At 53.2% G+C, this 13820-nt stretch carries 14 protein-coding genes and 1 riboswitch; of the genes, 8 read left to right on the forward strand and 6 right to left on the reverse strand.

Going from position 1 to position 13820, the window contains the following annotated elements; translation table 11 throughout:
• The first annotated feature begins 429 nt into the window (after positions 1-429).
• Together purH and purD are read left to right on the forward strand one after the other, a co-directional pair.
• Positions 430-2019 (forward strand): bifunctional phosphoribosylaminoimidazolecarboxamide formyltransferase/IMP cyclohydrolase, encoded by a 1590-nt coding sequence (gene purH, locus GTPT_RS01500; protein ID WP_029990751.1) that lies wholly within the window; start codon positions 430-432, stop codon positions 2017-2019.
• 19 nt (positions 2020-2038) lie between these two features.
• On the forward strand, positions 2039-3322 hold the full coding sequence (gene purD, locus GTPT_RS01505) for a phosphoribosylamine--glycine ligase (protein WP_029990749.1): 1284 nt from the start codon (positions 2039-2041) through the stop codon (positions 3320-3322).
• A gap of 75 nt (positions 3323-3397) precedes the next feature.
• Here purD and GTPT_RS01510 read toward each other — a convergent pair whose 3' ends face one another.
• The 6 genes from GTPT_RS01510 to nudC form a co-directional block, all read right to left on the reverse strand.
• Positions 3398-4060, reverse strand: a complete 663-nt coding sequence (locus GTPT_RS01510) for a DUF1481 domain-containing protein (protein WP_025902266.1) — start codon at positions 4058-4060, stop codon at positions 3398-3400.
• A gap of 177 nt (positions 4061-4237) precedes the next feature.
• Positions 4238-4510 carry a nucleoid-associated protein HU-alpha gene (hupA, locus tag GTPT_RS01515; protein WP_007886275.1) on the reverse strand — a complete coding sequence of 91 codons (273 nt, stop codon included), beginning with the start codon at positions 4508-4510 and terminating at the stop codon, positions 4238-4240.
• 189 nt (positions 4511-4699) lie between these two features.
• Positions 4700-5290 carry a YjaG family protein gene (locus GTPT_RS01520; protein WP_025902267.1) on the reverse strand — a complete coding sequence of 197 codons (591 nt, stop codon included), beginning with the start codon at positions 5288-5290 and terminating at the stop codon, positions 4700-4702.
• A gap of 62 nt (positions 5291-5352) precedes the next feature.
• Positions 5353-6024 (reverse strand): deoxyribonuclease V, encoded by a 672-nt coding sequence (gene nfi, locus GTPT_RS01525; protein WP_025902268.1) that lies wholly within the window; start codon positions 6022-6024, stop codon positions 5353-5355.
• A gap of 2 nt (positions 6025-6026) precedes the next feature.
• Positions 6027-7091 (reverse strand): uroporphyrinogen decarboxylase, encoded by a 1065-nt coding sequence (gene hemE / locus GTPT_RS01530; protein WP_025902269.1) that lies wholly within the window; start codon positions 7089-7091, stop codon positions 6027-6029.
• An 84-nt stretch (positions 7092-7175) separates the two neighbouring features.
• On the reverse strand, positions 7176-7949 hold the full coding sequence (nudC, locus tag GTPT_RS01535; protein ID WP_029990746.1) for an NAD(+) diphosphatase: 774 nt from the start codon (positions 7947-7949) through the stop codon (positions 7176-7178).
• 237 nt (positions 7950-8186) lie between these two features.
• Positions 8187-8287, forward strand: a riboswitch (TPP riboswitch).
• An 87-nt stretch (positions 8288-8374) separates the two neighbouring features.
• On the opposite strand from nudC, the gene thiC reads away from it, so the two are divergent.
• The 6 genes from thiC to thiH are packed head-to-tail and all read left to right on the forward strand — an operon-like array spanning position 8375 to position 13793.
• Positions 8375-10300, forward strand: coding sequence for a phosphomethylpyrimidine synthase ThiC (gene thiC / locus GTPT_RS01540; protein WP_029990745.1), 1926 nt, complete (start codon positions 8375-8377; stop codon positions 10298-10300).
• On the forward strand, positions 10297-10947 hold the full coding sequence (gene thiE, locus GTPT_RS01545) for a thiamine phosphate synthase (protein WP_051170818.1): 651 nt from the start codon (positions 10297-10299) through the stop codon (positions 10945-10947). Before thiC ends, thiE begins: the two co-directional genes overlap by 4 nt.
• On the forward strand, positions 10940-11692 hold the full coding sequence (locus GTPT_RS01550) for a HesA/MoeB/ThiF family protein (protein ID WP_025902273.1): 753 nt from the start codon (positions 10940-10942) through the stop codon (positions 11690-11692). Before thiE ends, GTPT_RS01550 begins: the two co-directional genes overlap by 8 nt.
• Positions 11682-11882, forward strand: coding sequence for a sulfur carrier protein ThiS (gene thiS, locus GTPT_RS01555; RefSeq protein ID WP_025902274.1), 201 nt, complete (start codon positions 11682-11684; stop codon positions 11880-11882). Before GTPT_RS01550 ends, thiS begins: the two co-directional genes overlap by 11 nt.
• 2 nt (positions 11883-11884) lie before the next feature.
• The gene (locus GTPT_RS01560) at positions 11885-12673 is read left to right on the forward strand and encodes a thiazole synthase (RefSeq protein WP_029990742.1); all 789 of its coding nucleotides are present in this window, start codon (positions 11885-11887) and stop codon (positions 12671-12673) included.
• A complete protein-coding gene (gene thiH, locus GTPT_RS01565) occupies positions 12666-13793 on the forward strand; it encodes a 2-iminoacetate synthase ThiH (RefSeq protein ID WP_029990740.1) in 1128 nt (375 codons plus the stop codon). The genes GTPT_RS01560 and thiH overlap by 8 nt, the downstream gene beginning before the upstream one ends.
• Positions 13794-13820: the final 27 nt, after the last annotated feature.

Raw genomic sequence — 13820 nt, forward strand, 5'->3', positions numbered from 1 at the left:
ATTGTTGCGAGGTGGCGTATATTACGCTTTTCACCTCAGGAGTCAACCACTATTTCGCGATTTTTTCTCCCGGACCGAATCGCTTCAGTCCCTGTCACGCCGCTGCGCATCGCGCTTTGCCGTCTCAGTGGTTGCGCATTATAGGGAGTTCCCGAAAAGGCGCAACCACTAATTTCAACAAAAAAGACTGTTTGCTGCATTACACAGCAAATGTGCCATTTATACGCTGTTACCCACAAAGTTATCCACAAAGGGCTATAAATCCAAATTTAGCCGGGCATCACGCAAACGTTTTCGCTACAATGCCCGCATGTAATTAGCGGGTCGGGCGAGGTTTCTGAACGCAGATAACAGCGATATTTGCCTTCAGAACTTTCTCTATGACTTCTTTTCTATATATATGAAACCAATCCAGAGGATTACTTCACTATGCAACAACGTCGTCCTGTACGCCGCGCTCTTCTGAGTGTTTCTGACAAAACCGGTATTGTTGAGTTTGCCAAAGCACTGACATCCCGGGGTGTGGAGTTGCTTTCTACCGGCGGCACTGCCCGTTTACTGGCTGACGCGGGTTTACCTGTTACCGAAGTATCCGACTACACCGGTTTTCCGGAAATGATGGATGGTCGAGTAAAAACACTGCACCCTAAAGTCCATGGCGGGATCCTGGGAAGACGTGGCCAGGATGATGCCGTTATGGCGGAACATCAGATCGACCCGATCGATATGGTGGTCGTTAACCTCTACCCTTTTGCTGAAACGGTCGCCCGTGAAGGATGTTCGCTGGAAGATGCCGTCGAGAATATTGATATCGGTGGCCCGACCATGGTGCGCTCCGCCGCCAAGAACCATAAAGATGTGGCTATCGTGGTGAAAAGCCATGATTACCCGGCGCTGATCCGGGAACTGGAAGAGAATGACAATAGTCTGACCCTGGAAACGCGTTTTGACCTGGCGATCAAGGCCTTTGAGCATACCGCGGCTTACGACAGTATGATCGCGAACTACTTCGGTCAGCGAGTGCCTGCGTATTATAGTGAAGATAAGACACCGGCCGGACGTTTTCCGCGTACGCTGAACCTGAACTTTGTTAAAAAGCAGGATATGCGTTACGGCGAGAACAGCCACCAGGATGCGGCTTTCTATATAGAAGAGAATATTAAAGAAGCCTCCGTGGCGACGGCTCAGCAGCTGCAGGGTAAAGCGCTCTCCTATAACAATATTGCTGATACCGATGCAGCACTGGAATGTGTCAAAGAATTCCCTGAACCTGCCTGCGTCATTGTTAAGCATGCCAACCCTTGTGGCGTAGCTATTGGTGAAGATATTAAGCAGGCCTATGAGCGCGCTTATACGACCGACCCGACGTCCGCCTTCGGCGGGATCATTGCCTTTAACCGTGAACTGGATGAAGCGACTGCACAGGCAATCATCAGCCGCCAGTTTGTTGAAGTCATTATTGCCCCGTCAGCCAGCGAGGCTGCATTAAAAATCACTGCAGCTAAACAGAATGTGCGTGTCCTGACGTGTGGTGAGTGGCAGCAACGTGAGTCAGGCCTGGATTTCAAACGCGTTAATGGCGGATTACTGGTACAGGATCGTGATCTGGGCATGGTCAGCGAGGCGCAATTACGCGTAGTCAGTCAGCGACAGCCAACGGCACAGGAGATGCGCGATGCGCTGTTCTGCTGGAAAGTGGCAAAGTTTGTTAAGTCTAATGCCATTGTCTATGCCCGCGATAATATGACTATCGGTATCGGCGCCGGACAGATGAGCCGCGTCTATTCAGCGAAGATTGCCGGGATCAAAGCCGGTGATGAGGGGCTGGAGGTTAAAGGGTCAGCGATGGCTTCTGATGCCTTTTTCCCGTTCCGTGACGGTATCGATGCCGCAGCGGCGGTCGGGATCACCTGTGTTATCCAGCCCGGAGGCTCAATCCGCGATGATGAAGTCATTGCCGCTGCTGATGAACACGGTATTGCGATGATCTTTACCGACATGCGTCATTTCCGCCATTAATCTTTCCGGGGTATTTACTATGAACATTTTAATTATTGGTAATGGCGGCCGTGAACACGCGCTGGCATGGAAAGCTGCACAATCACCGTTGGCCGGGAAAGTCTATGTCGCTCCGGGAAATGCCGGTACCGCACTGGAGCCCGCTCTGCATAATGTCGACATCAGCGCCACAGATATCGAAGGTTTACTCGCTTTTGCGCTCAAAGAGAACATTGGTCTGACGATTGTCGGTCCTGAAGCTCCTCTGGTGATTGGCGTGGTCGATGCTTTCCGGGAAGCCGGTCTGAAGATTTTTGGCCCGACCCGTGGGGCTGCTCAACTGGAAGGGTCGAAAGCCTTTACTAAAGATTTCCTGGCCCGGCATAACATTCCGACCGCTGAATACCAGAACTTCACCGAAATTGAGCCTGCTCTGGCCTACCTGCGGGAAAAAGGTGCGCCTATCGTCATCAAAGCGGATGGTCTGGCCGCCGGTAAAGGAGTCATCGTGGCGATGACTCTGCAGGAAGCTGAAGATGCCGTCCAGGATATGCTGGCCGGAAATGCTTTCGGTGATGCAGGCCATCGTATCGTTATTGAAGAATTTTTACAGGGTGAAGAAGCCAGCTTTATCGTGATGGTTGATGGCGAACATGTCCTGCCTATGGCCACCAGTCAGGACCATAAACGTGTCGGCGATGCGGATACCGGGCCGAATACCGGCGGAATGGGTGCCTACTCTCCCGCCCCGGTCGTGACTGATGAAGTCCACCAGCGGGCTATGGACGAAGTGATCTGGCCTACCGTACGCGGAATGGCTGCTGAAGGGAATGTTTATACCGGGTTCCTGTATGCCGGGCTGATGATCGATCCTGAAGGCCGACCGAAAGTGATCGAATTTAACTGTCGTTTCGGCGATCCTGAAACCCAGCCAATTATGCTGCGACTGCAATCTGACCTGGTGGCGCTATGCCTTGCTGCCTGCGACGGGCAGTTGGATCAACAGGAATCACACTGGGATCCTCGCCCGGCATTGGGTGTGGTGCTGGCCGCGGGGGGATACCCTGGCAAATATCGTAAAGGTGATGTGATTTCAGGACTGGATGCAGCAACCTCTCCTGACGGCAAGGTTTTCCACGCCGGCACCACCTTACAGGGGGAAGATGTTGTCACCCATGGCGGCCGGGTCTTATGCGCCACTGGCCTGGGAACTGACATCGCTGCGGCTCAGAAGCAGGCCTATGCACTGGCAAAAGCCATTTCATGGGAAGGCTCCTTCTGTCGTACGGATATTGGTTACCGGGCCATTAACCGCCAGAAGTAACCCGGGGGGATCATCCACCACACAAAAGGCAGACTCCGGTCTGCCTTTTTGATCCCTCTTGCTGGCGGAAACGTCTCAGAGATCGGCGGATGCCGGGGCCTGAAGACAGAGATTTTCCGTCGTCGCTTTCAGCAGCTGAACCCCCTCCGGTGCCCGCAACCAGGCAATGTAGACCGGCGCTCCTGCAGATTGTCTCTGCTCGCGATAAATCATCTGTACAGAATACGCATCCAGACCTGCAGACACCGTCTGATGTTGGCAGGTCGTCACGCGATTGCTGCCATCCCAGACCCCCTGCATCAGGGTCACCCTGCCTGCCTGTAATCCATTGCTGATTTGTAGTAACCGCCCGGCATCAAACCGATAGAGATCGATATCCTGCAGGCTTACGCTTTCACGCTGACGGGCGAGTTGCCGCTGCATAAAGCTGACATTCCCCTGATTATCAAATCGTAAGGTTACATCATCGGGGGATGTACCACTGATATGTCGTTTCATCATCAGCAGCTGGCCATTTTGCCAGTGGTAGTCAGTTTGTTCAGTGACCGTACGGTCGAAGGGAGTATAAAGTGTGCGAATAGTAATATCCGGTGGCATATTCTTTCGCCAGATACGCACAACACCCCGGTCAGAAAGATAACCGGAAGCACTGAATGCCGGCATATTTTTCGCAGACTGACATCCGACGAGCAGCAGAGCCAGGCACAGGAGAAGGCCCCGTCCGGAAGAAAACATCATATCTCCTTAATGCTTAGTACAGTCAGTGAGATAAGCGGAATAGATTAGGGTAGTGAGGAAGCAATATCAGGATCATTTCCGGAAAAAAACACCTCCGAAAATGGTTAAAAGAAACAAAAGAGGCAGTCTGACCTGCCTCTTTTGTTAACTAAATATCAGTGCAACTGAGAGAAACGCTTATTTTACCGCGTCTTTCAGTGCCTTGCCGGAAACGAACGCAGGCACGTTAGCAGCAGCAATTTTGATTTCTTTACCCGTCTGCGGGTTACGACCAGTACGCTCTGCGCGGTGGTTTACTTTGAAAGTACCGAAACCAACCAGCTGAACTGCATCACCTTCTTTCAGAGACTCAGTGATCGCAGCCAGAGTAGATTCCAGTGCTGTTTTAGCCTGGGTTTTAGACAGGTCCGCTTTTTCCGCGATCACATCAATCAGTTGAGTCTTGTTCATAAGTTATCCTTAAAGTGTATTTATCGCCTGCTAAGCAACGAGTGCGAGTGAAAAGCCTATCTTCCGACACCCTTCAGCCTGCACACACCGATAGCCACAATTTTTAGCCCCCCAAATGTAGACCAGACAGGGGGCGGATGTGAAGCCTTCAGGTGAGCTAAATCAGGTCTGAAGTCACGTTTTATCGTCTTACTGGTTAAAACTTATACCAATGTTACTGATTCCGGCTTCCCGCAGGTCAGCACGTAACCCTTTGATCAGCTCTAAATCACGTTCTTCACAATCAGCCAGCAGCCTGAATATTTCCCACTGGAGGTCCCATTCATCAATCACTGCCTGATTTTCTCTCAGTTCTTCATCCGTCATCTCGCGGCCAGCCTGGGTCATTTCCAGCATAGCAACGGTCGTCACAGAGGTTTCACTGACCTGGATTGCATAAGTGAGGCTTTCACCACTCAGCATGGCATGCAGAAGTTCACTCAGGGCCACACAGGCATCAATCGCCGGGTAGACACCGTAAAAATCAAACGCATCACCATCCGGGATAGCCTCTTCCAGCTTCTCCAGCTGAGAATCAAAATTCACTTTGGCATCTTTAACCACCAGCGTTTCCCAGACCAGGTCGAGAATACGGCGATAAATATGCGCATCAGCAAACTCAGTCTGCTGGCAGAAGGCCTGGTAATTCGGATACATGCGCTCACACAGACAGGCCATGAAAGTCACATGCTTCCAGCTTTCCAGTTTTTCCAGGCGTAAATGGATTGGGTTACGTAACATGACGGGTACTCGTTATCAATTAGCTGGCGAAAGTGTAACGCAAAAGCGATCTTTTCACAGCGTTATTGTCTGTTCAGATAACGCAGGAAGCCCTTGCGTTGAGACGCGACGGCATCCGCCAGGCGGGTAGGTTCAGGTAAACGGTAACCACGCAGACACTGACGGGTCCAGTACAGTGCCATATCGTCGCTCACACGGTGTCCGGCCGAAATAAATAACGGATTACACCGGGCTTTGCTGCGTAATACCCAGCCAGTCTGCCGCTGCTGATACATTAAAGGCTGGCAGTCTCCGGGGGTAGCAGACAACGCCTGATAATCACCGCATAAACGTCGTTTCGCCACACCTATCACCGGAATATCGACGGTAACCCCAAAATGACTGGCAAGACCTAATCCACGTGGATGGGCAACGCCGTGTCCATCGATGAACATTAACTCCGGACGGTGCGTGAGTTGCTGCCAGGCAGCCAGTAACGCGGGGCATTCACGGAAAGAGAGGTAGCCCGGGACATAAGGCAACGTCACGGGTACACGGGCAACGCGATGCTCTGCCATCTCCAGCGACGGCCAATGCAAAATCACAATAGCCGCCCGGGCCACAGTACCGTTCTCTTCGAAACCGGTATCTCCCCCGGCAATAAACCGGGGGACAAAGTCAGGGCTCAGGCCTTCACGTACCACCTGTGCGGCCAGCAATTGCTGTTCTGCTTTCAGTAACGCGAAGTCAGCCATGATTACTTGTGGTAAGCCGCGGAAAGACGGTGAACAGCTTCAACAAATGCACCGGCATGTTCCGGGGGAACATCCTGATGGATGCCATGTCCCAGGTTAAAGACATGTCCATCGCCCTGACCAAATCCTTCCAGGATGGAGGAGACTTCCTGTTCTATACGTGCTGGCGGGGCATAAAGTACAGACGGGTCCATATTCCCCTGCAGAGCAACACGGTGCCCTACACGCTCACGGGCATTGCCAATCTCTGTGGTCCAGTCCAGACCAATAGCATCGCATCCGGTATCGGCTATCTGCTCAAGCCACTGTCCACCGCCTTTGGTAAACAGAGTCACAGGAACCCGACGACCTTCATTTTCATGCAATAACCCGTCGACAATTTTATGCATGTAATACAGCGAGAAGTCACGGTAATCGCGGCCGGTTAACACGCCGCCCCAGGTATCGAAGACCATGACCGATTGTGCACCGGCGCGGATCTGAGCATTCAGGTACAGAATGACGCTTTCAGCCAGCTTATCCAGCATTGCATGCAAGGTGGACGGGTCGCTGTACATCATTTTCTTGATTTTAGTGAAGGCCTTACTACTCCCCCCTTCCACCATATAGGTCGCCAGTGTCCATGGACTGCCGGAAAAACCAATCAGCGGAACTTCACCTTTCAGGTTTTTACGGATGGTCCGCACCGCATTCATCACATACTGCAATTCCTGCTCCGGGTCCGGGACAGGCAGTTTTTTCACATCGGCAGCGCAAGTGATCGGTGAAGAAAAACGAGGCCCTTCCCCCGTTTCGAAATACAAACCTAATCCCATCGCATCGGGAATAGTCAGAATATCGGAAAAAAGAATGGCAGCATCCAGCGGATAACGACGGAGTGGCTGTAGTGTTACTTCACAAGCCAGTTCCGCATTTTTACACAGTGACATGAAGTCACCGGCTTCTGCACGTGTCGCTTTATATTCAGGTAAATAGCGCCCTGCCTGACGCATCATCCATACCGGCGTCACATCCGTCGGCTGACGCAGTAACGCGCGCAGATAACGGTCGTTTTTTAATTCACTCATAATCAGGCTCTCTCGAAGTCAGGCGCATAGTATATACACAAACCCCTCGTTGTTTTAACCAGCCCCTGAGTCTGCGCAGGTCAGTTATTCATTTTCACTACGGCAAAGCGCGATAGTGTCTTCAATCAGGCGTCGGGCAATGGTTCCCGGAGGGGGGAGCACAGGCAGCGCATCATAGCGGTACCATCCGGCATCCTGCAGTTCTTTAGGGTCAATGCGGAGTTCGCCGCTATCGTAATCTGCCAGGAAGGCCATCATCAGTGACTGAGGAAAAGGCCAGGGCTGGGAAGCCACATAACGCAGGTTTTTGATTCTGATATTACTTTCTTCCATGACCTCACGGGCTACCGTTTGCTCCAGCGTTTCACCCACTTCAGCAAACCCTGCCAGGGCGGTATATATGCCGTTGCGGCTGCGGACATGGTTTGCTAACAGGATTTTATCCTGCCGGCGAATGGCGACAATGATGCAGGGCGCAATTTGCGGGTAATAGCGCTCATGACAACTGCCGCACAGACAGGCAAATTCGCTGCGACTGAGGTGCATTTCCGCTCCGCAGTATCCACAATACCGGTGTGACCTATAAAATTCTGACAACTGAACCGCCCGTCCGGCCATACGGAATAAACCACTCTCTTCACCCAGCAATTGTCTTAATGACATCATATCCTGAGCGCGGGTTTCACGTACCAGCCACACCGGTTCCCCCTGCCACTCTCCGGTCTGTAATGCGCGGCTGCCTGTCAGTGCAAACTCTGCCGCGCTACCGTGCGGGAGTGTCCCTTGTGGCAGCCACAGTTTGTTTTGCTGACTAATGACCCACCATCCCCGGTCATTCCGGGTGATTTCACGTTCCATCACATCATTACCTTAATTTTTATTGATGATCCACGGCGATCTCAGAACATGAACTCATAGTAGCACCCCCAAACAGAATGTCGTTGATCCCCCGCAGCGATATATTTTTAAATTGTGCGGGATCAGGGCATTCTGCCCTTACGTTGAGCAGGGGCTTGTACTTCGCGATGAAGCCCTCTATGCTGACAGACGTGAATTTTCACAGCCTCCGCCATGAAGTACTGACTGCGGAGGCCTGGTATCTTGTCGGAGTGCCCCCCGGGGCTGAGACCGTTAATTCGGGATCCGCGGAACCTGATCAGGTTAGTACCTGCGAAGGGAACAAGAGTACAGTCCAGTCTGAAACTGCCCGCAGGGCAGGATCAATCTGTCACTCCTTCCGGACTCCGGACAAGCGTATTTCTTTTTTTACAGGAAATAGAGCTATGTCTGAACCATTATCACGGCGTGAAAAACGCGAACAAGCCAAAAACTTTATCAATTCACTGAACAGTGAGTTTTTTCCGGGCTCGGAACGCCGGTGGATCACCGGGTCCCGGCCGGATATCCGGGTGCCTGTACGTGCCATCCTGCTCAGCCCGACACGGGTCGGGGGAACGCCGGACAACCCGGTCATGGAAGAAAATGAGCCCATCCCGGTCTATGACACTTCCGGCCCTTTCGGCGATAACACCACGGTTCCGGATATCCATCACGGTATCCGTAAGCTCCGTCAGGTCTGGATTGATGAACGACAAGACTCAGAGCCACTCCCTTCCACCAGCTCCTCTTATACCCGGCAACGACTGGCGGATGAAAGCCTGGACTCATTACGTTTTCAGCATCTTCCCGAACCCCGTAAGGCAAAAAAAGGCCGTTGTGTGACGCAACTGCATTATGCGCGTCAGGGGATTATCACACCGGAAATGGAATTTATCGCATTGCGGGAAAATATGGGAAGAGAACAGGTCACCCGTCCGGAACTCCTTCAGCAACATCCCGGTAAGCATTTTTTTGCCCCTCTTCCGGCATCTATTACCCCTGAATTTGTCCGCCAGGAAGTAGCCGCCGGGCGAGCGATCATTCCGGCCAATATTAATCATCCGGAATCTGAACCGATGATTATCGGTCGGAATTTCCTGGTAAAAATTAATGCCAATATTGGTAATTCTGCCGTGACGTCCTCTATCGAGGAAGAAGTCGAAAAACTGGTCTGGGCGACCCGCTGGGGCGCAGATACCCTGATGGACCTCTCTACCGGGCGAAATATTCACGAAACACGTGAATGGATCCTGCGTAACAGCCCTATCCCTGTTGGCACGGTCCCCATTTATCAGGCGCTCGAAAAAGTGAATGGTGTCGCCGAAGATTTGAACTGGGCCGTGTTCCGCGACACATTACTGGAACAGGCCGAACAGGGCGTTGATTATTTCACTATCCATGCCGGCGTATTGCTGCGCTATGTCCCGATGACCGCCAAACGGCTGACAGGGATTGTTTCCCGCGGTGGCTCCATTATGGCGAAGTGGTGTCTTTCACATCATCAGGAGAACTTCCTGTACCGGCATTTTCGTGAGATCTGTGAGATTTGTGCCAGCTATGATATTGCGCTGTCACTGGGCGATGGGCTGCGTCCCGGGTCTATTCAGGATGCAAATGATGAAGCACAATTTGCGGAACTGCATACGCTGGGAGAACTGACAAAAATTGCCCACGAGTACGATGTTCAGGTGATGATTGAAGGCCCGGGACACGTGCCGATGCATATGATCCAACGCAATATGACCGAACAGCTGGAACATTGTCACGAAGCCCCGTTTTACACCCTGGGACCGCTGACCACCGATATCGCCCCGGGCTATGATCACTTCACCTCCGGGATCGGTGCCGCCATGATAGGCTGGTTCGGCTGTGCCATGCTGTGTTACGTCACCCCGAAAGAGCATCTCGGGCTGCCGGACAAAGAAGATGTCAAACAAGGGCTGATTGCCTACAAAATTGCAGCCCACGCCGCTGACCTGGCAAAAGGGCATCCCGGCGCGCAAATACGTGATAACGCAATGTCTAAAGCCCGGTTTGAGTTTCGCTGGGAAGACCAGTTCCACCTGGCGCTGGATCCCGAAACTGCCCGCAGTTATCACGATCAGACGCTGCCGCAGGAATCCGGAAAAGTCGCCCATTTCTGTTCGATGTGCGGACCCAAATTCTGTTCCATGAAAATAAGCCAGGAAGTCCGTGACTTTGCCAGTAAAAATCCGGCCCCGGAAGTCGTGATCGATGAGGGAATGCTGGAGATGTCCCGGCGTTTCCGGGAAAAAGGCAGCGAGATTTATACACCGGTTCCCGCTGCCCGGACAGGAGCCAAGGCATGACTCAGATATTTCCTCCCGTCCCCCGGTATTGTGGTTTGTATGCCATCGTCGACAGTACAGAGTGGATAGAAAATCTGCTGAATGCCGGGGTGATGACCCTGCAACTTAGAATGAAACAAGGCAGTGCTGCAGAGAAAGAAAAGGCCATCATCGACAGTATCCGTCTTGCCCGCGGGTTCGGGGCCAGGTTATTTATTAATGATGAATGGCAACTGGCCATAAAACACGGGGCCTATGGTGTTCATCTCGGTCAGGAAGATTTGCAGACCGCCAGTTTATCTGCCATCCATCAGGCAGGGCTTCGTCTGGGCGTCTCCACCCATAATACGGCCGAAATTGACAGGGTATTACCGCTTCACCCTTCCTATATCGCGCTGGGTCATATTTTCCCCACCACCACGAAAGAAATGCCCTCTTCACCTCAGGGTCTGGCCAACCTGCGTCGCCATGTCCTCCGGCTGTCCGGGATCCCTACCGTTGCGATTGGCGGGATCTCGCTGGACAGAGCCGGTGAGGTGCTGGCAACCGGCGTCGGCAGCATCGCCGTGGTCAGCGCCATTACCCGTGCCGCTGACTGGCGGCAGGCAGTGCGGCAGTTACAACAGAAAGTGAGTGATGCCCGTGAGGTAACCACAGATGCTGGATGATAAAAGCTTTATGCGCTACAGCCGGCAACTGTTACTGGAAGAGATTGGCCCGGAAGGTCAGCAGAAGCTGAGTGATGCCCGTATTCTTATTGTCGGGCTGGGGGGGCTGGGTTCACCCGCCGCACTATACCTCGCGGCGGCGGGTGCCGGTACACTTCTGCTGGCTGACGATGATGATCTGCATATCAGTAATCTGCAACGGCAGATCCTCTACCGCTCATCAGATACCGGTATCAGTAAAGCAAAACTGGCAGCGGAGGCACTTCGCGCCTTAAACCCGTCCATCACACTCCATGCGATCAGCGATCGTATTCCTCTTTCTGCCGGGGATGAACTGCCTGCCAGGCCGACACTGGTGCTTGATTGTTCAGATAACCTGGCAACCCGCCACCGGCTCAATGCCTGGTGCTTCAGCCACAACCTTCCGCTGATCACCGCCAGTGCGATCGGTTTCCACGGACAATTACTGGTGCTGACACCCCCCTGGCAGCACGGATGTTACCAGTGCCTGTGGCCCGACTCCCGTGAACCCGAACGTAACTGCCGCAATAGCGGTATCGCAGGACCGGTTACCGGGGTGATGGGCAGCTTACAAGCCCTGGAGGCCATTAAGTGGATCTGTTCAGGGCGAAATACCGCAGCAGGTCAGTTAATACTGTTTGATGGCCTGGCATTACGGTGGCGTAAGCTGAAACTCACCCCGGAAAGAAACTGCCCGATTTGTGGAGCCAGACATGCAAATTAAAGTGAACGATAACGTTATTTCGGTGGAGTCATCCTGTCCGGTGAACCGGTTATTACACACTCTATCGGTGGCGGTACAGGGAACTGCCCTCGCTGTGAATGAGCGCATTATTCCCGCCAGTGAATGGGCGGGCTACCGGTTGCAGGAAAATGATGATGTCGTGATCTTCCAGGTCATCGCAGGAGGTTAATCATGTTGAAAATAGCGGATAAAACATTCAGTTCGCGTCTGCTCACCGGGACCGGCAAGTTTGCCTCTCCGGAACTGATGCTGGCTGCGCTTCGCGCCTCCGGTTCACAACTGGCGACCTTAGCGATGAAACGGATCGATTTCGGTGATAACAGGGACGCCATCCTTGAACCACTACGTCGTTCAGGCGTGACGTTACTGCCGAATACCTCCGGCGCTAAAACGGCCGGTGAAGCCGTGTTTGCGGCCCGACTGGCCAGGGAAGCCCTGGGGACACACTGGGTTAAACTTGAAATCCATCCGGACAGCCGTTACCTGTTACCTGACCCGATAGAAACACTGAAAGCGGCTGAGCAACTGGTCCGCGAAGGTTTTACCGTTTTACCTTACTGTGGTGCGGACCCTGTGTTATGTAAACGGCTGGCAGAGGCGGGCTGTGCGGCGGTCATGCCGCTCGGCGCTCCTATCGGCAGTAACCGGGGACTGCTCAGCCGTGATTTTCTGCACATTATCATCGAACAGGCCACCGTGCCGGTCATTATCGATGCCGGGATCGGTGTGCCTTCCGATGCCTGTGAAGCGATGGAATGTGGTGCCGATGCCGTGCTGGTGAATACCGCCATTGCGACAGCCAGAGACCCGGTTTCTGCGGCGCGGGCTTTCGCTCTGGCCACCGAAGCGGGTTATCTGTGCAGGGGGCAGGTCACCACCACCAGCACACAGGCGAAGGCCAGTAGCCCATTGACCGCATTCCTGGATACAGACAACGCGGAGGCCGCAACCCATGCCTGACTTCGCCGACTACTGGCAAACACTGGACCAGAACGCGTTGCGTTTGCAGATTGACAGCCAAAGCCCGGCGGATGTTGAACGGGCATTAACCTGTCACAAGCCCGGGATCACTGAGCTGATGGCCTTGCTCTCGCCCGCGGCTGAACAGTATCTGGAACCTCTGGCAGAGAAAGCTCTGCAACTAACCCGCCAGCGTTTTGGCAATACCGTTAATTTTTTTGCACCGCTGTATTTGTCTAACCTGTGTGCCAATGATTGTACTTACTGTGGTTTCTCAATGAGTAACCGTATCCGCCGTAAAACTCTGGATAGCCGCGAAATTGGCCTGGAGTGTGATGCGTTACGGCAGCTGGGTTTTAACCAGGTGCTGCTGGTCACAGGGGAACATCAGACTAAAGTCGGGATGGACTATTTCCGGCAGCATCTCCCGGATATCCGCCGGCGATTCAGTTCACTGATGATGGAGGTTCAGCCTTTACAGGAGCAGGAATACCGGGAGTTACATCAGCTGGGTCTGGACGGTGTGCTGGTCTATCAGGAAACCTATCATGCTTCCTGCTATGCAACACATCATCTGCGGGGAAATAAGCAGGATTTTCTGTTTCGCCTTCAGACACCGGAAAGACTGGGCCGCGCCGGTATCGATAAAATAGGGCTGGGCGTACTTGCCGGCCTTTCAGGACACTGGCGTACCGATTGTCTGATGATGGGAGAACACCTTAACTGGTTGCAAAAATATTACTGGCGATCACGGTTCTCTGTGGCATTTCCCCGGTTACGTCCCTGTGCCGGAGGGATCACCCCGGCATCACAGATGAGCGAACGTCAGTTACTCCAGACGATGTGCGCTTTCCGTCTGTTTTCACCACAAACGGATATTTCCCTCTCCACCCGGGAATCCCCGGTCTTCCGTGACCATGCCATACCGATCACGGTGACTACCGCCAGTGCCTTTTCGAAAACCACTCCCGGCGGGTATGCCAGCGACACCGATGCGCTGGAACAGTTCTCCCCGGATGATCATCGACGCCCGGAAGTTGTTGCGGCCGCGCTGCAGCAGGCAGGGCTACAGCCGGTATGGAAAGACTGGGAGTTCGCATTTGGCAGAGAGAGTGCCTGAACACAGCGGGCGCCATAGCGCCCGTAT

It is taken from the genome of Tatumella ptyseos ATCC 33301 (assembly GCF_000735525.1).
Lineage (GTDB): Bacteria > Pseudomonadota > Gammaproteobacteria > Enterobacterales > Enterobacteriaceae > Tatumella > Tatumella ptyseos.

What these genes read in the sequence shown, in the direction of transcription:
- thiC (WP_029990745.1), top strand. Translation starts at nt 8,375, where the DNA reads ATGTCTGAACCATTATCACGGCGTGAAAAACGCGAACAAGCCAAAAAC.
- thiS (WP_025902274.1), top strand. Translation starts at nt 11,682, where the DNA reads ATGCAAATTAAAGTGAACGATAACGTTATTTCGGTGGAGTCATCCTGT.
- hupA (WP_007886275.1), bottom strand. Translation starts at nt 4,510, where the DNA reads ATGAACAAGACTCAACTGATTGATGTGATCGCGGAAAAAGCGGACCTG.
- nudC (WP_029990746.1), bottom strand. Translation starts at nt 7,949, where the DNA reads ATGGAACGTGAAATCACCCGGAATGACCGGGGATGGTGGGTCATTAGT.
- nfi (WP_025902268.1), bottom strand. Translation starts at nt 6,024, where the DNA reads ATGGCTGACTTCGCGTTACTGAAAGCAGAACAGCAATTGCTGGCCGCA.
- purH (WP_029990751.1), top strand. Translation starts at nt 430, where the DNA reads ATGCAACAACGTCGTCCTGTACGCCGCGCTCTTCTGAGTGTTTCTGAC.
- purD (WP_029990749.1), top strand. Translation starts at nt 2,039, where the DNA reads ATGAACATTTTAATTATTGGTAATGGCGGCCGTGAACACGCGCTGGCA.
- GTPT_RS01520 (WP_025902267.1), bottom strand. Translation starts at nt 5,290, where the DNA reads ATGTTACGTAACCCAATCCATTTACGCCTGGAAAAACTGGAAAGCTGG.
- GTPT_RS01510 (WP_025902266.1), bottom strand. Translation starts at nt 4,060, where the DNA reads ATGATGTTTTCTTCCGGACGGGGCCTTCTCCTGTGCCTGGCTCTGCTG.
- hemE (WP_025902269.1), bottom strand. Translation starts at nt 7,091, where the DNA reads ATGAGTGAATTAAAAAACGACCGTTATCTGCGCGCGTTACTGCGTCAG.
- GTPT_RS01560 (WP_029990742.1), top strand. Translation starts at nt 11,885, where the DNA reads ATGTTGAAAATAGCGGATAAAACATTCAGTTCGCGTCTGCTCACCGGG.
- thiH (WP_029990740.1), top strand. Translation starts at nt 12,666, where the DNA reads ATGCCTGACTTCGCCGACTACTGGCAAACACTGGACCAGAACGCGTTG.
- thiE (WP_051170818.1), top strand. Translation starts at nt 10,297, where the DNA reads ATGACTCAGATATTTCCTCCCGTCCCCCGGTATTGTGGTTTGTATGCC.